The organism is Halorubrum halodurans (genome assembly GCF_002252985.1).
Lineage (GTDB): Archaea > Halobacteriota > Halobacteria > Halobacteriales > Haloferacaceae > Halorubrum > Halorubrum halodurans.
On record NZ_NHPJ01000097.1, the window covers coordinates 21,612 to 42,928 of the forward strand.

14 protein-coding genes and 7 pseudogenes are annotated in these 21,317 nt (G+C 52.0%); 7 read left to right on the forward strand and 14 right to left on the reverse strand.

Going from position 1 to position 21,317, the window contains the following annotated elements; genetic code table 11:
* The first annotated feature begins 106 nt into the window (after positions 1–106).
* The gene (locus DJ70_RS10830; protein WP_179234038.1) at positions 107–1,174 is read left to right on the forward strand and encodes a glycosyltransferase family 4 protein; all 1,068 of its coding nucleotides are present in this window, start codon (positions 107–109) and stop codon (positions 1,172–1,174) included.
* A gap of 564 nt (positions 1,175–1,738) precedes the next feature.
* Here the strand turns inward: DJ70_RS10830 and DJ70_RS10835 are convergent.
* The 5 genes and pseudogenes from DJ70_RS10835 to DJ70_RS10855 form a co-directional block, all read right to left on the reverse strand.
* Positions 1,739–2,552: pseudogene (locus DJ70_RS10835) on the reverse strand (IS5 family transposase).
* A gap of 143 nt (positions 2,553–2,695) precedes the next feature.
* Complete coding sequence (locus DJ70_RS10840) at positions 2,696–4,078, reverse strand: sulfatase-like hydrolase/transferase (protein WP_094532904.1); 1,383 nt, start codon at positions 4,076–4,078, stop codon at positions 2,696–2,698.
* Positions 4,079–4,604: 526 nt separating this feature from the next.
* Positions 4,605–4,754 (reverse strand): annotated as a pseudogene (locus tag DJ70_RS10845) (ISH3 family transposase); the annotation flags it as partial.
* Between the two features lie 200 nt (positions 4,755–4,954).
* The gene (locus DJ70_RS10850) at positions 4,955–6,124 is read right to left on the reverse strand and encodes a glycosyltransferase (RefSeq protein ID WP_094532906.1); all 1,170 of its coding nucleotides are present in this window, start codon (positions 6,122–6,124) and stop codon (positions 4,955–4,957) included.
* Positions 6,125–6,194: 70 nt separating this feature from the next.
* A pseudogene (locus DJ70_RS10855) lies at positions 6,195–6,707 on the reverse strand (IS1595 family transposase); the annotation flags it as partial.
* A gap of 72 nt (positions 6,708–6,779) precedes the next feature.
* On the opposite strand from DJ70_RS10855, the pseudogene DJ70_RS10860 reads away from it, so the two are divergent.
* Positions 6,780–7,055 (forward strand): annotated as a pseudogene (locus DJ70_RS10860) (IS5/IS1182 family transposase); the annotation flags it as partial.
* Positions 7,056–7,177: 122 nt separating this feature from the next.
* Here the strand turns inward: DJ70_RS10860 and DJ70_RS18115 are convergent.
* Positions 7,178–7,645 (reverse strand): annotated as a pseudogene (locus DJ70_RS18115) (IS1595 family transposase); the annotation flags it as partial.
* A 212-nt stretch (positions 7,646–7,857) separates the two neighbouring features.
* Between DJ70_RS18115 and DJ70_RS16935 the strand changes: the two are divergent.
* Together DJ70_RS16935 and DJ70_RS10870 are read left to right on the forward strand one after the other, a co-directional pair.
* On the forward strand, positions 7,858–9,756 hold the full coding sequence (locus DJ70_RS16935; RefSeq protein ID WP_143421003.1) for a hypothetical protein: 1,899 nt from the start codon (positions 7,858–7,860) through the stop codon (positions 9,754–9,756).
* Positions 9,757–10,002: 246 nt separating this feature from the next.
* Positions 10,003–10,476, forward strand: a pseudogene (locus tag DJ70_RS10870) (ISH3 family transposase); the annotation flags it as partial.
* A gap of 326 nt (positions 10,477–10,802) precedes the next feature.
* Here the strand turns inward: DJ70_RS10870 and DJ70_RS10875 are convergent.
* A pseudogene (locus DJ70_RS10875) lies at positions 10,803–11,687 on the reverse strand (IS1595 family transposase).
* 139 nt (positions 11,688–11,826) lie between these two features.
* Between DJ70_RS10875 and DJ70_RS16940 the strand changes: the two are divergent.
* Complete coding sequence (locus DJ70_RS16940; RefSeq protein ID WP_143421004.1) at positions 11,827–12,822, forward strand: hypothetical protein; 996 nt, start codon at positions 11,827–11,829, stop codon at positions 12,820–12,822.
* 8 nt (positions 12,823–12,830) lie between these two features.
* Here DJ70_RS16940 and DJ70_RS10880 read toward each other — a convergent pair whose 3' ends face one another.
* Genes DJ70_RS10880 through DJ70_RS10890 form a run of 3 tightly spaced genes read right to left on the reverse strand, consistent with a single transcriptional unit; the run spans position 12,831 to position 16,412 of the window.
* Positions 12,831–14,366, reverse strand: coding sequence for an oligosaccharide flippase family protein (locus DJ70_RS10880; protein WP_094532908.1), 1,536 nt, complete (start codon positions 14,364–14,366; stop codon positions 12,831–12,833).
* A gap of 4 nt (positions 14,367–14,370) precedes the next feature.
* Positions 14,371–15,339: a GDP-L-fucose synthase family protein gene (locus tag DJ70_RS10885; RefSeq protein ID WP_094532910.1), complete on the reverse strand. Its 969-nt coding sequence runs from the start codon at positions 15,337–15,339 to the stop codon at positions 14,371–14,373.
* Positions 15,336–16,412 carry a GDP-mannose 4,6-dehydratase gene (locus DJ70_RS10890; RefSeq protein WP_245810819.1) on the reverse strand — a complete coding sequence of 359 codons (1,077 nt, stop codon included), beginning with the start codon at positions 16,410–16,412 and terminating at the stop codon, positions 15,336–15,338. Before DJ70_RS10890 ends, DJ70_RS10885 begins: the two co-directional genes overlap by 4 nt.
* A 355-nt stretch (positions 16,413–16,767) precedes the next feature.
* Here DJ70_RS10890 and DJ70_RS10895 point away from each other — a divergent pair, with 355 nt between their 5' ends.
* Positions 16,768–17,217, forward strand: coding sequence for a GDP-mannose mannosyl hydrolase (locus DJ70_RS10895; protein ID WP_094532914.1), 450 nt, complete (start codon positions 16,768–16,770; stop codon positions 17,215–17,217).
* 5 nt (positions 17,218–17,222) lie between these two features.
* Here DJ70_RS10895 and DJ70_RS10900 read toward each other — a convergent pair whose 3' ends face one another.
* From DJ70_RS10900 to aglF, 3 genes are all read right to left on the reverse strand, one after another.
* Complete coding sequence (locus DJ70_RS10900; protein ID WP_094532916.1) at positions 17,223–17,924, reverse strand: sugar phosphate nucleotidyltransferase; 702 nt, start codon at positions 17,922–17,924, stop codon at positions 17,223–17,225.
* A 42-nt stretch (positions 17,925–17,966) separates the two neighbouring features.
* Positions 17,967–18,503 (reverse strand): 2'-5' RNA ligase family protein, encoded by a 537-nt coding sequence (locus tag DJ70_RS10905; protein WP_094532918.1) that lies wholly within the window; start codon positions 18,501–18,503, stop codon positions 17,967–17,969.
* Between the two features lie 68 nt (positions 18,504–18,571).
* Complete coding sequence (gene aglF / locus DJ70_RS10910; RefSeq protein ID WP_094532920.1) at positions 18,572–19,318, reverse strand: UTP--glucose-1-phosphate uridylyltransferase AglF; 747 nt, start codon at positions 19,316–19,318, stop codon at positions 18,572–18,574.
* A gap of 485 nt (positions 19,319–19,803) precedes the next feature.
* Here aglF and DJ70_RS10915 point away from each other — a divergent pair, with 485 nt between their 5' ends.
* Positions 19,804–20,634, forward strand: a complete 831-nt coding sequence (locus DJ70_RS10915; RefSeq protein ID WP_094532922.1) for an IS5 family transposase — start codon at positions 19,804–19,806, stop codon at positions 20,632–20,634.
* A gap of 168 nt (positions 20,635–20,802) precedes the next feature.
* On the opposite strand, the gene DJ70_RS10920 is transcribed toward DJ70_RS10915, so the two are convergent.
* The coding region (locus DJ70_RS10920; RefSeq protein WP_143421005.1) for an SIS domain-containing protein at positions 20,803–21,317 on the reverse strand (515 nt) is incomplete at its 5' end.

Sequence of the window (21,317 nt, forward strand, 5' to 3'; positions counted from 1 at the left end):
GGAACTGGAAAGAAACGTGAATTAGCGGACCTCACCCAAGGTACGTCACAATAATATAACGGAAACCTAAAAACGAATGATGACTAAGTCACGATCATCTGTGAATATGAACTCTACGGAATTTAACGTGCTCTTTATGCCCCGGAGTGAGGAGAACCCATATCAGAGCTCGCTGGTGGAATCGTTACGGGACTCGGGCCATAATGTTTGGATTGAGGGGGGTTATCCAATCAGTTTCGTAAAGGGTATTTTGGAGAATGGGATTCCAGACATTATTCACATTCACTGGCTTTCTACGTACCTTATCGGGAACTCAATGGTGACGACTATCCTGAAGTCGACTGTCTTCGGACTTTGTGCCATAATCGCTAGAGTACTCGGGATCAAACTAGTTTGGACTGTTCATAACTTGGCGGAACACGAACAAAGAAATCCTATGTGGGAGGAATTCATCAAGTCGGTGTATTCATCCTACATCTTCAATCGGATAATTGTTCATTGTTCCTCGGCAGTGAATCTAGTCCAGGAAAAATTCGGGTGTGAAGAAAGCAAGGTTGATGTAATACCCCATGCCAACTATATTAACCTCTATCCCGATACTGTTTCCGAGAAACAGGCCCGCACGGAACTCGAAATAGACCGTGACAAGACCGTATTTCTACACTTCGGTAAAATCCGAGAGTACAAACGTGTAACGTGGTTAATTCGAAACTTCAGTGGAGTTAGTGACGAGGACGCGCTCTTTTTAATTGCAGGCAGTCCAGAAACAGAAGAGATAGAGGAAGAAGTACTTGCCCGCGAAAACAATTGCAACCGAATAATCACCGATCTACGGTTCATACCCGAAGACGAGATACAGTACTATCTCCGTGCAGCAGATGCGATGGTACTTGGATTCAATAAGGTCCTCACGTCGGGGAGTGCTGTGCTCGCTATGTCGTTTGGGGTTCCGATCGTTTCCCCCCGGTTAGGTTGCCTTCCGGACATAATCTCTGAGAGGGGAGGATTCCTTTACGAGAACGATAATCCCGACAAACTGGTGGAAGCAATAGAATGTGCACTAGAAAGCGACCTAAAATCAGCCGGAGATGCTAACTTCCAGAGAGCTAAACGGTTCAGTTGGAGTCGTATGGCGGAGCTTACCACAGATTGTTACTCACAGGCCATAAAGTAACAATTTATCCAACAATTGAGTAAGGGGCACTGTTTAGTTCTGTATATCCTCGATTAGCGTCTTTTCATCGAGCACCTGATTGAGTCTGTGGCAGTTGTAGTAGTTTATAAATGTACAACTTTCGTTCAAAAACATTAAATAAAAGCCATATGGATTCCAGTGAACGAATAACTTCGTCATAGAGCATACTTATCATGCTCATCTTCTATTCATCATTCTAAACTGAATACCATCAAGATTGATGATAAGAATTATACTTTGCCGTCTGGAGTTTGCCCGTATGAACATTATACAAATTGATGTTGAACCGTGGTATTGTGATTTGGATATCTCTAGATGGATGCCGTGTTGAACGCAAGACGGCGCCAACATCGGATTTTTGATATTCGATCTTCTACCGGTAGCGGCGCTTTAGCTGTAGATTCTCAGATCGGGCGATTTGATTCGAGCGGAATTATGCGGCGACCAAAGCATCAGTTTCACAAGATACCAGATAAAGCATGAGGTGGACGATGGCGATGCCTCTCTCGGATATATTCGGAGAAGGAGAGCAGGCGGCGAGCTCTAACTCGCCGCCTGCTCGAGGTTATGGACGATACACTTCCGTGTGAGCTCCCGGAACTGGCCGTGCCAGCTCCGGGAGCGGATCTCGTCGCCGTCGTCTTTTAGCATCGCAAACACGGTCTCACTCATTGACCGCTGGTTGTAGACATCATCGTCAATTCTGGCGTTGTGGGCTTTCTTGAGTGCGTTTTGCTCGCAGTGTTTGATCCTGGTCGTGTAGACCTGTCACGGCAAGCTTCACGGAGATTACTCCACGAGTACATCTTGTCGGCCAGCAACGCTTGCAGGTCTTCGGCGTTCCGCCGAAAGACCTGCAGCCCGATATGGCCGTCATAGGCTTTCTTCGTCGTGAAATGAGCGTCCATGATAGCAAGAGAATCCGTGTCAACAAGCAGCGTCGTTTTCATCGCGTTGAACGAGTAACCGACCCGATTCCGGTAGTGTGAGCTGGCTTGATCACGCTGAAAGCCCCTGGCGTCGATCGACGGGTGCCTGAGAGCTCCGCCTGCTCCGCCGAGGCACGGAGCAGGCGGCGCAGTTCTTTCATCGGGAATTCATCGTCCCAGACGCTGAAAGATGTGTAATCCAGAGATGCCTCAAGATCAAACACACCGAGAATTCCCGGCATCTCGTTGAGATAGTCTTCGAGCCTCCGAAGCGGCTTGTTGATCTCCTCTTTGAGCAGAAGGAGCGCGATTTTGGTGGACTTGGCGTACCCGCTGTCGCTGACGGCGACAACGGGTACGTCTGGTTGTTCAACACGGTTCGTGGCGAATTCGTGAAACGTCTGTGCGAGGGTCTTGAGACGTCCCATATCGCCAGACGGCGTCCAAATCCCGTGAAATCAGCGATACGATCCGCAGACGGCGTCGGCGTTCAACGGAGCAAGTCCATTGATTATCTCTGTACTACCCGAATACTGACGATTTCTATATTGTTCTTTCTGTCGAATTCTAGTTAGATATAGCCGAGGTCTTCTAATTGTTGTGTGAGGTCGTTATCAAACCTGAATTTGACAGATTCGTCTGCATCGTCCTCGAAGTGGAACTCTCTTGCAATTTGTTTGAGAGATTTGGTTTTTTCCCCCTGACTCGCTGAAACATCAGACCGCTCGTCCGGAAGTTCAAATAGCTCAACCCGCTCATCTGAATACAACAATTTATATTCCGATGTTCGGACCGCCGTCAGTGGTGATTTGTGGTATTTGGAGGTTTCAAACTCGGCGTTGTGTTCCAGATAGCCTTCGAAGTGAGCACGGCCGCGTTGGCTGACCGCAAACTCAGGTGTCCCAAACCTAAGGTCTGTCCCCTCAAACTGCTCATGATTGACACCGATCTCATTCAGTACGGTTCGCATTAGGTCAATATGGCTAGTTGTTTTCGATGAATCCTTGATTGAGTCTAACCCGAATACAACAGCTGGGACGTGAGTCAACGCGTCATCAAGCACCAAGTTGTGGCCGAGGACACCCTGTTCACCAAAGCAATCGCCGTGGTCAGCTGTCACTACAACAATTGTGTCAGACAACTCTTCCAAAACTTCCTCAAGTAACTTGCCAACGAGATAATCCGCATAGTAGATCTCGCCGTGATACATCGCCTCTAAATTTTGGAGCGTCGCGGCGTCGAAATCTCCGGTCGCTATCGCTTTCTTAATGCGGCTGGCTTCGCCGAAGACGGAAAACGAGTCATCAATAGCCTCCGAAACCGTTGTGGCAACTTCATCAGCGAACTGCTCTCGGAACGCTAATGGTGGGCAGTATGGGTGATGTGGATTCCCGACGTGGGAATAGACAAAACGCGGACCGTCCGTTTCATTGAGCCATCGGCGCAATCGATTTACGAGAAACCAGGAGAGGTTGTGCTTTCGATAATCGAGATTAAGGCCGGGCCCTATGGAGTGGAGTCGACGAAGGTACCCGAAAAGATCGATTGGATGTACAGTCTTCCAGAGTTTGGACTTAGAAAACTGATAGAAGTCATCGAAGCCTCGATCAAGTCCTGTAGCGCTACTGATGTAGGGGTTCGGCGATGTACACATTGTCCGGTAACCCTCTTGTTGGAGAAGTTCTGGAACCGTCGCCAAGGTGCTCGGCACTGACCGGTTGCCGTGGCCATTGAGCCCGATATTGTGCGTAGACATCCTTGTACCTGTAAGAATCGACGCGGTTGAGGGAGGAGTCCACATCGATGCTGAGAAGCATCTTTCGAAGACAACACCGTCGTGTTCCTCAGCGAGTTGTTCTAAACGAGGCGTCGTTTGAAGATCACCGTGTAACGAGGTGTGTTTGGCTCCAACGCTTTCCAGAGAAATCCAAATAACGTCCTGATGAGACGACATGGCAGCCTCTTCACGGCCAGTGGATAATAAAGTGACCCCAAATCAATAGAATCTTCTGCCCACTATTACAGGCAGGTTTTCATCGTTGATTCGATGGAGATAGTAAAAACAAATGTCATGGCGAGAATCTATGATACTCTATACGGTCTGTGAAGGCTGCGGCAGCTGGGACATTGTTCGCGCTCGTGACCAGCGTACAGCCGTAACCGAAGTAATTCTATCGGCCGTTGGATCGTAGTTCCACGACCAGTCAGAGTCATCTTGGGTGTTGTACGCACGTCAGTTGAGCCGCTCTCGTAAGTAAGGTAGAGTAGACTGTGGCCGGCGGCCTGTTCGATTAGATCGTTGAAATTCAGTACCTCACAAAGCATCACCAGTTAGCCTGACTTGAGTCAGCTGTCCTGTTGTGATGAGTCGTCGGTAACGGTTGAGCAACGCTGATCGAAGGCGGAGCTGTCGCTGTCGGCGGCGGTCAGCCGCCGACGCGACAGCGTTGCCACTTGCGAGACACTTGCTCGGTCAGTGACTACCGGTAGAACCGGTCGTCAGGTGGCCGGTTCGCGGGGACGGCCCGACGCACCGCGAGGGCCGTCCACGCGGCCCGTCGAACCATATTCTCGAACTCCTTGTATGGCCACCACCAGAGGCGACGCCCGCCTCGGCGGGGCGTCGCCACTGTTTGTTAGGCACATTCGCAGCAAGCAGACGTTCTAACTAACCGGCTTTGTGAGGTACTGAAATTGTCTCTACATCACGCTAAAAGAAAATCCGAAGCAATTATGCCGGCAAAAAAATACTCATCCGGCACTTTATCGAGGTAGAACTAACACGATGGAATCAAAATCTCAACACTCAGATCGAGAGAATAGAACTCGTTCAACGTACTGTTCGGTATATTTTGGATAGCGTTTCCGAAAGTTGCTCGAAGGAATGTTCACGACCAAATTCCTCAAGGCTCTGCTGGTCATACATTTGATTCTCATTTTTAACAAAATCCGCAATTGTTTTATTGAGGTCGGGAGTCGATCCCGGCTCAAACGTCGGCCCAGCATCGTATTGCTTAGTTTGCCGACCGATTACGCCAAAGTCTGACGCAATGACTGGTCGACCGTAGCCACACGCCTTTTGGAATACACCACTAGTTCGCCGCGAACCAAATTCTTGTTTATACGGAATTAGAACACCATCGGAAGCCAGGAAGTAGTATGGTATTTGCGATTCCTCTATATATTTCAGCCGCTCTACGACGGGAAGATGGATGGAGTTAATCAGACTCTCAAGTTCTGCACGTTCAACGTCAGCTGGGCTTCCAGCAATCAAGAGACGGAACCGAGGTCCCTCATAGGCCCTTAGAGACTTAAGTAAGAACTTTACTCCTTTGTTTTTTCTTAACTCGCCAAAAAATAATAACTGAATGCCTTCTTCATCCACACCAATCAGTTCTCTTGCTTCCTTTCTGGATATATTATGATCTATCACTTTCACTGGATCTGGAATGGGGGATATCAGGTCACTATTGATGAACTTCTCTATGTATTTTTTCCCCTCATAAGAATGGACAAGTATATTATTTATCTTCCCTTCCCGAACTATTCGCTGAAGATAATACTCCTTTAGAGCGGTACTAAAACCAACCCCGCGGGGAACAGCCGAAGAAAGTGATGGACCGTAATGAAGAACTGAGGCGTTTACTTCATTTAGAAAAAAGTGGTTAAAGAAGCTGCCGTTAAGTGTTGCTATTACTGGTATAGAATGAATATTGGGATTTTTAAGTGAATCAATCGTTTCGATTATATCATCAAGGTATAGAATATGGACCGCGTCGTACTTTCTTTCAAATGCTGTGTCGAATAGCTGTCTTAGATTCTGCTCAGATTCTCCTTTAGCCCAAATAATGTCAGAATCCATTACAAAATCTGATACTCTACTATCCTTTGACGCCAGAATATCTGCATCTATCCCGAATTCAGATAGTGAATTCAACAATCGCCCTGCATATTCTGCATGGTGCCCACCCGTATTTTGATCAAATAGTAGGATCTCCATATTATTTAATATTCCGCTTCGCCAATATGAATCTGACTATACCACTCAGCAATCCACGCTCTTCGGTAATCTAGCGGAACACATTGACGGCGATACAATCAACCAGCCCGTGGATCGGTGCCTCAGTAAGGTTCAGTGAGCGGAGAAATCCGTAGGTACGAGCGGCCTGCTCCAAGCCCTGCTTGGAGAGGCCGCGGAACTTCGCCAACCACGGCTGGAGCAGCGACCAGAGACACTCTGCCTGGTTCGTGTGGACGCCATCGTTGGAAACGTATCTCTCGTCGTGGATGACGTATCGGTGATCGTGCTCCATGCCTTGGTAGGCTGGTAATCCATCAGTCCAGACCTCTCCCAGCGGCTGGGAGAGGTCGTCGGCCTCCTCGATAACTGGGCCGAGATCGTCCTCGTAGTCGCTTCCCTCTTGGGCTGACACCACGCGAAGCACGTCGCGGCAAGCCGCGACGAGCGTCAGTTCGTCCCCTTACTTCCCTGTCCAGCGGGTGCGTCCGCCCTCGGGGGACCAGCCGCGGTCGAGTCCCTCCCGCGGCGGGTCTTGGCCTTTGAAGCCCGAACACACCTGCTGGGCCGTGTTTAGACGCTAGCGAGAGACGCTGTTGCCGAGGATTATGAGTGACTGAGCGGGAACGAGTCGAGTATGCCCACCCAACTCGCCCGCTTCACCAGCAAATGCGTCGATTTATCTCAAAAATCTGTCGTCGGTGAGCCTCAGCCACCGCTCCAGAAGGGTGACGGTGGTTACGCTGACTGGGTGATCGTTGCGATTCACTGTCTTCGTGAGTATCTCGACCAACCGTACCGGCGGTTGCTCGATATCCTTCAGGAAATGCCTCGAATCTCCGCTAAACTTGGGTTTTCGGTGGACGAGCTGTCGGATCTCAACACTGTTTGCACGCGGAAACAAGACCTCGAAAGAGACGTTGCGGGCCAGAACGTGGTTTGGGCAGTTCAGAGACCTCGTCCTAAAGTCCGCCGTCAGAAACATTGAGCAAGCCGTCAAGGTCTCACAATAGTGTTCTACCGCGTCTAAACAAGGCACACCTGCTGTGTTTCATCGACCTGTGTTGGTCCATCGACTGTCTGGGAGCGCATCTCCCAGACAGTCGGAAAGCCGTGACAGAACGCAGCCTCAAACTCTCTGAGTTGGTCGTGAAGCGTCGTGTAGCACGGCGAGAGAAGGGCTACGATCTGGGTGATGCTGAGGAGCGTATCGGCGTAGAGAATGAAGGCGATGAGGAACTCACCGGGGGTGAGTTCCGAATCGTAGAACGGTGTCCCCCGCGTGTACGTAGTTTTCCAGTCACAGCGGCCACACCAGATGCGGTCCGATCCGTTGAGGGCGTGGAGACTGTTTGCACTACAGTGTGGACAGGAGCGTTCCTCCCAGACCGTCTTGAGACGCCGCTCAACGATGGCGTCGAGCGGCTCAGGCCGAAATTCTATTACGCCCAGTTCCGCAAGTTCCGCTAGCCTCTGGCCGAAGGCAGGGCGGTCCTCATGTATGTCCGTTTCTGCCCGGCCAGAGGCACTAATACTCCTGGTTCCGCCAGTCTACTGAAGAGCGTCACAGTGACCGCTCAGCAGTATCCATAATTCCCTAAACTAGATTGGAGAAGGTTTAATACAGTCCAATTTAAACGGAGCATAACTACGGAAAGGATGTTAAGCACCTATCAAAAATATATGTTTAAATAGCTTGATAGGTATCTATAATCATGCAAGGCTCTGTAACTGCCGAAAAATTACGAGGGCATTACTCTAAACTTCTCCTAGCCTTTGGTTTATCATATGTATTAATTCTTGCCAAATTATCTAACCGCTTCCCTATTGATATAATAATCGGAGGATTGTACATTCTTTTTTCGCTTGTGATATCTATTTCGGTACTTTGGTCTATTGAACGAAATACCGCCCACAATATCTCAAAGAAATTAAGAAGATACAAACTTGCCGACACTCGTTTTCAGATTAGTGTGTTCTTACTTTGCCTACCAATTATTTATTTTACTAGTTATGGAGTGGTGGCGACAGTCTTATGTTCCCTTTTACTCACAATTTCATTTATATCCACTACATATGTCCAAGAAGACAATAAGCTAGCAATTGTACCACCGATCCTTATTGTAGCGATAATTCTAATTCGGAAATATATATCAACATTTTTTTATTTTGGCGATAGAGATATTATTAGTCACGTCGGAATCACTAATAAAATTCTATCCACTGGAGGAATAAATTCAATTAATTCTCTCTACCGAGTCTTTCCAGGATATCACATTGAAATGGCAATTGTGTCGTTAGTTAGTGGCCTTAATTCACATACTACAATTATGATGGTGGGAATTATAGCGACTTGCGCGGTTGTTCTGTTAATGTTCTTGTTCTCAAATCGTCTTATGTCTAATAATAGAACTTCCTACTTGATCTCATACTTATCAGCCACATCGTGGTTCGTTCTTTTCTTCGGTAATTATTTCATCCCGCAATCTCTGGCCGTAGTATTAACAACGTGTGTTCTACTTATAGGGTACCAATCACACCCTTTTACCGCAAAAATCTCACAAAGATCGACAATTCTTGGCCTGATAATATTATTTACATTGACTATATCTCATCATCTGACGGTGATACTACTTCTTGTTCCACTCAGCGTCGTGGTCCTGGTAGAGGCACTACTTAGATATGGCGAGCCAAGTGAGAACAATTCGATTTTTCTATATTTGATGTTTTTAATCCCTATCACCTATTGGAGTTTTCTTGGGGTTTTCATTCCAGTATTTTTTCGCCTTGCACAACTACAAATCCGCTTAACCTTTGGTATAATTACCCCACAAACTCAGCCAACCATATCAACCTATATTTTCGGCACACCTCCTGCTGAACCAAATTTGGTGTTTTCGCTCATCACACCCCAACTAATCCTATCCACGATAATTTTGGCATTCTTATTTCTTGGCATCCGTTACACACTTGAAAGACAAGATTGGACATTACTTCCCTTTGTTATTACGTCTATTGTTGGCTCCATCATTATTTTCCCGACGCCACTCGGTATTTCGAGTCGGTTCGCCTATCCCTGGATACTGTTTCTTCTGCTCGTGGCTGGAGTTGGAGTTGTGCATGCAAGATCTGTGTCGCCCAAGCAAGCAATCGCGTTACTCCTCATTATAGGAGTGGTTAGTCCTGTTGCAGTAGCTGATGACCAGCAACACATCAATCCCGGTATTGAGGAACAAGTATCTTTTAATCAGCAAGAATATTCACAGTTACAATCAGCATCTGGCCACATTACTGAAAATATAGCCGGACCAGCCACGACATTAAGGTTAGTTGATATATCTTTGAGAACTCTATTTGGCGTCGAGAAATCACAGATAGACGCTGCACCAGCTATTGGTGAAGAAGGTATTAAGACAGATAGTAGCTATCTCATCTATCGGTCCAACTGGACTAATCATCCTTTGGAACCCAATTATCCGGAAGGAATTTCAGAGCCAACCGTATTTGTTGGAGAAGAGTGGTTATCGGACAGCGTCTACTCAGCAAACCAAATATATGATAACGGTGGAGTGGGTATCGTATGGAATCGTTCGGGAGCCTCCCTAAACCCGTAATAGTTCTCACTGATAATATGTAGCCCTTCTGTCAGAAGTCGGTAATGTCACTCCGGTCTATTGCTCACAACGATCCCAGCACTGCCGCCATCTCAGAAAGCCACCAACATCTAACTTTTTCAATAGCGAACCCCCTATAGAGACAGCCGACGACGGTGACCCTACCCGACCCTTCCCATTTCGTCCTGAAAGCAAATCTAAGTACTTCACAAAGCCGGTTAGATAGAACGTCTGCTTGCTGCGAATGTGCCTAGCAAACAGCAGCAAGCAGACAGTGAAATCCACGAGGACCAACTCTTTAACTTCCTCGTCAAGCCGGTTGAGGAGGAAGTTTCTCTCGACCTTGCCAACAACGCTGAACTGAACGCGGAGGACATCTACGAGGTCCTCGTCGGCGCGACCGCCGACGGAACCTCGGTTTCCACTCTGTGCAACTCCAGCGAGGACTCACCCTCTGCGAACGCCATCCTCTACCATCTCCGACAAAGTTCGAGCTGGAACAGCTCGAACGAGTCGCTAACACTTCTTTGACGAGACATCGTCGAACTGCTACCCGAGCAGGTGGAGGTCTGCGCAGACCTCCACCTGCGGCCCTACTACGGTGATGAAGACGACACAGATGCCCTCTACCACTCGGAAGCGAAGCGTGGTACCACCGCGTTCCACGCGTATGCGACACTCTACGCACACGTACGGAACAAACGATACACGCTGGCGGTGTCGCCGTCTCCCGGTAGTCACTAACCGAGCAACCGTCTTCGCAAGTGGCAACGCTGTCGCGTCGGCGGCAGCAGCCGCCGACAGCGACAGCTCCGCCTTCGATCAGCGTTGCTCAACCGCGATCGACGACTCACCACAACAGAACAGGTGGCTCAGGTCACGCTAACAGACGATTTTGTGAGGTACTGAATCTAACTCGATCGCGCCGCTACCACTGTTGAGGCGGGCGGTTTTGTCCATAGACACTTCGAGAATAGACGAGTAGCGGCCGACAGTCCGCGAACACAACCACCTACTGAACGCTCTTGTGTAGCATATTGTTGATTTCAGAGAGTGGCTTTGACGGCGTGTTTGAGCGCTTTTCGTCCGGGTTTGCGGTAGAGTTCTCGTCTAAGTTGGAACGCTCGAAGGTACTGTGTGAGGCGGTCTTTTGAGATGCCTCGATGCGGCAAGAGCCACCGTGGCGTCAGCGACGCGTGGCTCTCGCAGGTGTTGACGTGTACTTCGTCATCAGCGTATTCACCATCGCCGTGGACGACGTATTCGCGGTCGAATGCGTCGTCCTCGTCGAGCGGTTCGTATGCTCGAAAGCCGTCGGTATAGACGGTGAGCGACTCCTCTTTGCGATCGGCCATCAGGAGCCGAATCGTCGATTCGTCGGCGGCTTTCGCAGGGATCACGTACCGCTGTCCAGTTCCTCGATCAGCGAGAATGAACACGGGTGGTTTGTCGCCATCGTACGAACCACGTCCTCGTGTGGATAGACCACGCGAGCACGACGGTCCGTCGCGCTCGCGGCCTTTCTTTCCAGCAGAGACGTACACTTCGTCGATTTCGACCGGCCCAACGAGATCGAGGGAAGGCGCATCGAGCGCTTCGCCAGAGCGCTCGATGCGCCGGTGGGTCGTCTTGTGAGTCACCTCGATTTCGCACTTTAGCTGTCTAAGACTCGTGTTGAACCGAAGGAACGCGTAGATCGTGAACAACCACCGGCGGAGTGCAATCTTCGAGTGAGCGAAGATCGTGCCGGTCTTGTCGTTGAACGTGCGGTCGCAATTCTTACAGAGGTACCGCTGAAACTCCCTGTAGCTGCCGTTTCTGACCGTCCTGTCAGAACGGCAGCGAGGACAAGTAACACCGTCACGCCAGCGGACCTGCTACAACAGGTCCGCTGCGATCGATTCCGACCCAAACATATCGAGCGGAATCATTCGTGTCGGGCACCGCGTCAGCGGTGCCCTTGTCCTCTTTGACTCTACAGCGACCGCTCAGCAGTATCAACAATCTCCTACGGATGAGCGATAATATAAAGTCACCAAGAGTACAAACTTTACTCGAGAGGTTGTTTACGTGCCACCATTAGATCGAGCAGTTGAAATCTACAAGAAGGATGGGTTCTGGAGATTATTATCAAGATCAGCCACGTTTCTTATATCGAAGTTTGAGGGGGGGTTATCATCCCGGCGTAGGGTGGAGTCTATTTCTATAGCTTTCCGCCCTATATTCAATAATTTATATTATTTAAAACATGGTAATCAAAGCGATGTTATGAGCGAAGATTGGGACACATTAATTCTCTTAGACGCATGTCGCTACGATGACTTCGAACGGCAACATGACTTACCGGGAACACTCGAAAGCCGGATTTCTAAAGGCGCAGACAGCCCTGAATACATCAAAGAAAATTTCGCTGGAAGAGAATTACACGATACAGTCTACGTAACTGCAAATCCCCATGTTCAGATGCTCGACGAGAATGTGTTTCACGCCATTATAGATAAGCCTCTATCAAATTGGGATCCAAAAACTAAGTGCGTACGGCCAGAGGAAGTCACGACTGCTGCGATACGCGCCCACGAAGACTACAGCAACAAACGAATCATAGTACATTATATGCAACCTCACGATCCGCCATTAGGCTCAACAGGAGACGAAATACGGGAACAATTTAATCTCGGTGGAGTCCACACAACCAATCAGTCCGAAGAACCCAGACTTTTCGAGGCGGTTGCCAATGGCGAACTCGATGTCGAGAAAGCAAGAAGCGCATACCGTGAAACGCTCGACATTGTCCTTGATGAAGTAAATAAGCTTCTCGCCGAAATTAATGGACGAATCGTCGTCTCAGCAGATCACGGGGAGATGTTCGGAGAACAACCCTACCCGATCATCGGAAAGCTCTACGAACACTATCGCCACCCGCATACTGTCGAACTGTGCAAAGTACCTTGGCTAGTAATTGATCAGGGCTCCCGCCGACACACCGTTTCCGAACCTCCAACAGATACCCAGAGTACGTCGGAAGAGGACCTCAAAGAGAAACTCGAAGCACTCGGGTATAAATAAAAGAGGAGTCATTTTGAGTGAATAAACCAACCTATCAGATCAATTCCAGTTTTCTTTTCGAGGAGTTCTGCGACCAATCTATCTTCCTCACCGAAGACATTGAATATTCGGAGGAAGATGAGGTAGGTACCAAGAATAATAAAGGGAAGGGATACCGCAAGGAGCAATTTGCTGTCAATCAAAATTGTAGCAATCCATCCGACAGACAATGGTGGCACACCTGAGAGGAAAACGTAGATGGTCCTTTTTTCGAAGGGGAAGAGTCCCCGTAAGTAATGGAGCTCAAGAACTCCTGCTGTAACGCCGCATGTGATTCCCACCGCAGTTCCAATTGCGGCACCGAGAATGCCGAGTCGTGGTATAAGTAGAATGTCGAGAACCGCGTTTACACTAACTATCAAAGCCGTGTTTGCCAAAGTCAATTTGGTAAACCCAAGACCCTCAAGAACCATCCCCTCAGGCCCTACTGAAGAGTTCACTAAGTAACCGAGTACGAGAATGATTAACGCGCCGCTACCAGCAGCGTATACGCGAGTGAACAGTAACGAAAGGTATGTCCTTGGAGCTAAGATGAGCGTCAGTGCGACGGGTAACGAGAACAAAAGTATCCAGCGTGCTGCAAGAGCGTAACGGCTGTTTAGCAACTGGTCGTCTTGTTTTACCTCGGTGACCATTGGTTTGAAAACTGGTGCCAGAGAGTTTAGGAATATCAATAAGTTAATACCTAAGAGGTTGGCTACTTTGTATATTGCAAGATCTTCTGAAGTTGTGTTTGGATAATATCCTATAATGAAGAAGTCTATTTGGCTGATTGTAGAATGAATAACGCCAGCGAAAACAAGCGGGAGAGCATACGAAAACAAATTATTGAGTTCGGCACCTTCGATTGAACCATTGAACAACCAACTGACTCGACGGCGTAGGTAAACGATTCCCGCAAATGCAACTATAATTATCGACGATAAGTAACCTAATACTAGACCCTGTAGTTTGTAACCTGCAAATATTAGGACCAGAGTAATGAATAGCTTTCCACCAGGAAGAAGAAGATTGGTTAGGAGGACTCGATACCGGAGTTGCTTAATGGCAATAAACATGCGAACCGTGACGTCCCGGAAAGATAGGAACGGGAGTGCAAGGGCTAGCACTGGAAGTATGGCAGTCAATCGGTCCTCTCCGAATATTGAGGATAAATAAGGAGTAAACGACCAAAGGACAATCACTGCAAGTCCGGTTCCAAGAAGTGCTATAACAGAAATAGTGGCGAACAGATTCCGTGCTTCATCATAATTCTCATCAAGTAGATACTGGGGGATGTAATAGTCAATCCCTCGATAAACACTCAAATCAGCGATTGATTTAGTGAAGAGAACGATCGCCAATCCAAGTGAATATACGCCGAACGTCGATGCAGAGACTAATTTGGTAACACCGATTGTGAAGACAAAACCTAAGCCCCGACCGATAATACTGCCAAAAAAGGTAATCCCGCCCTGGGTGGCAAGGGTAGTGACACCAGAGTCATCCGGAGTATTTTCTCCCATTTCCTCAGCCAGTGATACTACGACTATTAAGTGGTCGATTCGCCTCGTACCAATCTATCGTCCTACGTAGTCCCGTCTCGAAGCTCGTCGTTGCTTCCCAGTCAAACCGTTCGCGAGCTCGCGAGGTGTCCAGCTTACGTCGAGGCTGTCCATCTGGCTTCGACGTATCCCATTCGATATCCCCCTCGAACCCCGTAAAATCCGCGATTGTCTCAATCAGGGACCTGATTGATATTTCCATCCCACTACCAAGATTCACCGGATCCGACTCATCGTACCGCTCAGTCGCCGTTAAGATTCCATCTGCGGCATCCTTCACGTAAAGGAACTCACGGGTCGGCTTCCCTGTTCCCCATGCTGTAATCGAATCATCACCGCGTTCACGTGCCTCGATACATTTCCGAATGATCGCAGGAATGACGTGTGACGTCTCCAGGTCGAAGTCGTCGCGCGGGCCGTAGAGGTTCACCGGCATCAGATAGATGCTGTTGAAGTCGTACTGCTTGCGGTAGGCCCGCGACTGCGTGAGCAGCGCCTTCTTCGCGATACCGTAGGGCGCGTTCGTCTCCTCGGGATATCCGTCGAACAGGTCGTCCTCGCTGAACGGCACCTCCGTGTGCTTCGGATACGAGCAAATAGTCCCCAGAATCGTGAACTTGTCCACGTCGAACTGGCGAGCTATCTCCAGGAGCTCGATACCCATGATCGCGTTGTCGTAGAAGTACTGACCCGGGTTCTCGCGGTTCGCGCCGATACCGCCGACTGTCGCCGCCAGATGGAGGACGACATCGGCGCCGGAGTCTGAGAACGCGCGGCGAATGTCCGTACGGTCGCGGAGGTCGTACTCATCGCTCCGCGGAACGAACACGTCGACATCGTCGGACCGAGCTCGCAGTTCCTCGACCAGATGGCTGCCCAAGAAGCCGGCCCCGCCGGTGACCATCACGGTCCGGCCGTCCCAGTACCCGCTCATCGCCAGTCCACCCGTCCGTACCACGACTGCTTATTGTTCGCGTACCAGTCGATCGTTTGGTGGATGCCCTCACGCCAGGAGACCTGCGGTTCCCAACCAGTTTCTTCGGTGAGCTTCTCGTGACCGACGAGGAGTTCCTCGACGTCGCTGTCACCGGGGCGGTATCGATCGTTATCCTGTACAATCTCGGGGTTGTCCCAGTAGCCGTGCTCGCTGCCGACCTCAAGAATCGTTTCGGTCCACTCGCGCATCGAGATGTTCTCGCCGTAGCCGTAAACGTACTGCTCGCCGGGATTGCCGGCGAGTGCCACGTGAAGGTGGCCGCGAACGCCGTCGCTGACGTAACACATGTCTCGCTTCGGCTGTAGGTTCCCCAGTTCGACGATGTCGCGCTCCAGCGCCTGCGTGATGATGGTGCCGGTGATGTAGCGCGGGTTCTGGCGTGGCCCGTAATTGTTGAACATCCGCGTCGTGACGGTGGGGAGTCCGTACGCGTCGTTGTAGTTCATCGTGAGGAAGTCAGCGGCCAGTTTAGAAGTCGCGTAGATGCTCGTCGGATTGACCGGCGACCGCTCGCTGAGCATAACCCGACCGTCGTCTTGGAACTCGTGTTTCTCGGCCATCTCTTCCTTGATATTCCCGTACTCTTCGCTCGTACCGGCAGTATCGAACTTCGCGATGTCGAGATCGAGGTCGACGATTGACTGGAGAAGATTCAGCGTCCCGGTGACGTTGGTGTTGACCGTCTCGTATGGCCGGTCCCACGATTCGCCGACGTGAGCCTGTGCTCCAAGGTGGAAGATTAGCGTGTCATCGTACTCTTTGAACGTGGACAGCGCCTGATCAACCGAGTGCTTGTCCCGGAGATCTCCGCGGTGAACGGTGATATTCTCACGCTGATGACGAATATTATTCAGCTCACCGCTAGAAGTGGCTCGAACGAACACGTGGACATTCGCACCGTACTCGACGAGCGTATCGACGAGATGCGAGCCAACAAATCCATCCGCACCCGTAACGAAAACGGGGCGGTCATTAAGTTCAGATTGTAACTCCATCTTACTGGTTGTCACTTGTTCTGCGGCTGGTATTTTTCTTTCTATCTGGAGTTTCTGAGGGGGTGACGGAGCACTGAGTCCTAGGATGCGTGAAGAGTACTGGGGTGGACAAAGACCGATGATTAAACACGTTACAGAACGCGCATCTCAGATTCAGATCCGTAGTAAAAAGGCTTAGGCATAAGAGGTGGCGAACATATCCTTCGTGAGGTAAAACACAGCACGACCAGTTTCTCACACTGTTTTAGGTTCTAAAACGGAACCTGCTGACGAGTGCTCAGATCGTTCGCTTTTAGGTGAGATCGATTTATCTGAATACTACCTGATAGACTTAACAAAGGTATTTAATCATGAATTCGAAACGTTAGCCATGACCGAATCAAGTTTTATTCCTCAGAATGAGTGGGAAAGCATTGTTCGGAACGTCCCGCTCGTCTCTGTCGATCTCGTGATCGAACACGACGGCGGCGTGCTCCTCGGGAAGCGTGAAAACGATCCCGCGAAAGGAGAATGGTTTGTACCCGGAGGGAGGGTGTTCAAAAAAGAATCTCGTACTGATGCCGTCCACCGCGTGGCCAAAAACGAACTCGGTGAATCAGTCGTTATCGACGACTGTCTCGGGACCTATGAACACTTCTACGAGACAGCTGCGGTCGGTGGTGTCGACTCGAAACACTACCTCGCGACCGGGTATCGCTGCCACTTCGAACGCGACGATCCAGAGATCGTCTGCGACGAGCAACATGGTGACTTCCGAATCTTTCGTCCGCCGTTCGAAGATCTACATCCGTACGTTCAACAGTATCTCGACGCTCGCTAACCCGACTACTCCCGCACGAGCCGTGCCGCCTGCTCGACATCGGCGGGCGTGTTCACGTTCACGCGCTCGCCGAGACGGACGGTCTCGATATCGTACCCGGCTCGGACCAACAGTCCGACCGCTTCGCTCAACTGGTACTCGCCCTCCGCAGACGGTTGAACCAGCGCACACGCGTGGAACACGTCCGCGGGAAGCACGTAACACCCCGTCGTCACGAGCGTCGACGGCGGGTCGTCGGGCTTCTCGACGAGACCGGTCACGCGATCCCCGTCAAGCTCAAGAACGCCCGTCGTCGATGCCTCCGCTGTCGACACATCCTCGACGGCAAGCACACCGTCGACGCCCTCTTTGGTGGCCGCGGAAACCGCCGGTCCAACACTCCCTGCAAACACGTCGCCGTTCAGAAGCAAGAACGACCCGTCGATGTGCGGCTCTGCCTGAAGAACCGCGTGGCCCAACCCGAGCCGCTCGCGTTGGTGGACGTACGTGATCGGTACCCCCGCGAACGCGTCGCCGAAGTGATCGACTATCTGCGCCCCTTCGTACCCGATCACGACGACGAGCTCGTCGGCGCCCGCATCGATGGCCGTCTCGAAGACGTGTGCCAACAAGGGCTGCCCGGCGACCTCGACGAGTCCCTTCGGTTGCGTTTCAGTACACTCGCCGAGCCGTGTCCCACGACCGGCCGCGGGGATGAGCGCGTGCATACCCGAACTCGCGACCGCAATGCCCGTGAAGCCACCGGCGTGTCACGGCCCCGAGAGAGGAACGGAGACGAGTGTCTCCCACTCGGACTCCGGTCCCGTGGTGTCCACGAGCGCCAGCGCCTGACACGTGATGTTGCCCGGAAGCGTCGCCGTGTCGATCGACTGTGCAACGTCGTGTCGCTCCGTGAGACCCATCTCACTGTAGACGAGACTGAGATGCGGGTGATACGCTGCGGTCGATCCACTGATCGCCTCCCGTGCCGACCGACGTACCTCCATCAGTTCGAGTGTCGGTTTCACGGGGAGGAACACACACTGGTGCCGTGTCGTCGACCAGCGAACGCCATCGAATGCCAATTCCAAGGATACGGTCCCAGCCGCAAGCGTCCGTGTTGTTTCCTCCAACGCTGCACGCTCCCCATCGATGCCGCCGATCACCGTCACGTGTGGCTCGAAGATCGGTGCGTCCTCATACCGTTCAGCAAGCTCCGTGATCGTCGCTTGGAGCTGGCGGTGGGCTGTCGTCTCTGCTCCGGGAACGAACCAAAGTGAGTACGTGCGATTCGACCGTGCGCTCATTATCCAATCCGGACCATCGACACGGAAAAGCGCTCCTCCGATCGGCCACCTCGCCGGGTCGTGCAGGCTCAGTCTCCCGCTTCTACCGTCTCTCCCTCTTCGAACTCCCCCTCCAACCGCGCCTCGGCCTCCTCTCGATCCTCCGGATACCCGACGTCGACCCGCCACCCGTCGAGCGGGATCGCGTCGATCGTGCGCCCGCTCTGAATCAACAGGTCGATCGCGTCCGAGATCTCGTACTCCCCGCGATTCGACGGCTGCACGAGGTGACACGCGTGGAAGATTGCGGGACTAAATGTGTAGAAGCCGGTCATCACCAGATTCGACGGCGGGTCGTCGGGCTTCTCGACCACGTCCGTAATCTCACCGTACTGATTCGTATCGCACACGCCGTACCGCGACGCCTCGTCCCACGGCACTTCCTCGACGAGGAACGCGGCGTCAGCGCGGTCCTCCCGCTGGCGCCGCACCACGTCCTGAAGATTCGCGTCGAAGATGTTGTCCCCGAGGATGAGCATGAAGTCATCGTCGATGTGCTCCTCGACGGTCAACAGCGCGTGCGCCAGCCCGTTCTGCTCGCGCTGGTGGGCGTAGGTGATCGGTACGCCCTCGTACGCGTCGCCGTAGTGATCAATAATCACCTCCTTCAGGTAGCCGACGACGACGACCAGCTCGTCGGCGCCCAGCTCGATCAGCTGGTCGAAACAGTGCGTGAGCAGGGGCTCGTCCGCGACCTCCACCATCCCCTTGGGCTTGTCTTCGGTGAGCGGGCGGAGCCGCGTCCCTTCGCCGGCCGCGAGTACGACTGCCTTCATGTCAATAGCGGAGATGGTACTCGGTCATAGGTCTTTCCACAGACGCGCACGGTGGGTATTCGCGACCATCACCCTAGATCGCTCTCGGCTAACTGGCGGTGGGCAGGTCCTTCGTCGGCCCAACTCCATCGAGCGGTGGCTGATCGCACGTGTCTCCGAGAAGGGATCGCGGGGACCGCTGTCGATCTTCTCGTTGCGTTGTGGTCCGCGACGGGTTGGCATGTAGACGAGAGTGTGAATTTAGGCACTGATCTCGGAGTATAAAACATCATACTGATCATATGACTGAATTGGATGCGGATTCCCGTGAAGTGGCGGCGTCCGTGGTTTCGAATCTGAAACGCCCACCGCTCGGGATTCCGCCGCCTGAAGGCGGAGGAGGATGTTAATTGGTCACGATCGTATTCGAGACTGCTCTGTTGAATCCGCAGAAGGCGGCGGGATAGCGTCGCTCTGAAGGTGGAAGCGAAGCGGAAGAGCCGAATGTGTCCAAACTCCTCTTCCGCTTCGTTAAGCAAGCCGCGTCGCTGGCTCAAAAGCGCTGTGCCGCCAGTCCAACGGCGGTGAGTGATCCGACTGGCCACGGATTTCCCGGTTGGAAGCATGTCACGCTCCACTTTTTGCGGGTTCACATGGATGCGACGTACCGCGAAATCGTGGATTGGGCGAGTGAGATGGATCGCGTTCGTGGTCTGTTACAGCTGTCGCGGACGGCATTTCCCGCACCCTCAACGCTGTACCGGTCGTTTGAGAGGGTGCCCATGTCGGTGTGGCGCGGTTTCCTTCGTGAGTCAGCGACCATCTGCGATCCGGGCTCGCACAGTGCCATCGATGCCACGTTCTTTGACCGCGAAACGGCATCGAGACACTACCAACATCGATCGGATCGCCACATACGCACGCTCAAAACGACGGCGCTCGTCGATACAGACTCGTGTGCCATCCTCGATCTTCACTGCTCGGCACACTGGCCTCACGACACGCAAACTGGCCGTCGAGTCGCCCTTCGTAACACTGAGAAAATCGAGAGTCTCGCCGGCGACAAAGGCTATGATGACCAATCGCTCCGGGACGCCCTCCGATCAGAGGGCGTCCAGCCCCTGCTGCGTCATCGGTTGTTCGCTGCGTACGATCACGCGCACAACGCACGGTTGGACAGCGAGCTATACGGCCAGCGCTGGATGGCCGAGACCGCCTTTTCGGCCATCAAGCGTCGGTTCGGCCCCGCTGTCCACCCTCGCGCGTGGTACCGCGAGTTCCGCGAGCTTGTGCTGACCGCCGCAGTCTACAACCTCGAACAGGCTCTCAAACAGTGATCCTCACGCCGTCATCGGATTCAACAAAGCATTCGAGACGCATTCTTCCTGAAAATCAGGCTCATGACGACCCTATCTGTCAAGTAGGCTCCCACCTACGTGTGGAATCACTACATCGCGAATCATAAAATGTTCACAGATCTGTTCCGTGAGGCTAGAGCGGAATATTCACTCTACCGTCACACTCTTCGCGAGGTTCCGCGGCTTGTCGATCGGCCGATCCTTCTCGTCCGCCACGTGATACGCGAACAGCTGGAGATAGACGTTCGCCACCAACGGCTCGACGATACCGACGTCGGGCACATCGAAGGACACATCCAGCGTGTTGTACTCCTTGCCGTCCGAGACACATCCCAGCGCCGGCGCCCCGCGCGTCTGCGCCTCGGTGACGTTGTTCATCGTTTCGTCGGCCCGGGCACCGTCGGTCAACACGGCCAACACAGGCGTGTCGGGCGTTACTAACGCTAGGGGCCCGTGTTTCAGCTCGCCTGCGGCGAACCCCTCGGCGTGGTCGTACGAGATCTCTTTGAGCTTCAGCGCACCCTCCAAGGCGACGGGCACCCCCAGCGCGCGCCCCACGAAGAAGAACGCCTCGCTGTCCTGGTACTCCCGAGCGGCCTCCCGAACCTGCGGTTCCTCGTCGAGCACCTGCTGGACTGCCCCGAGGGTGTCATAGAACTCTT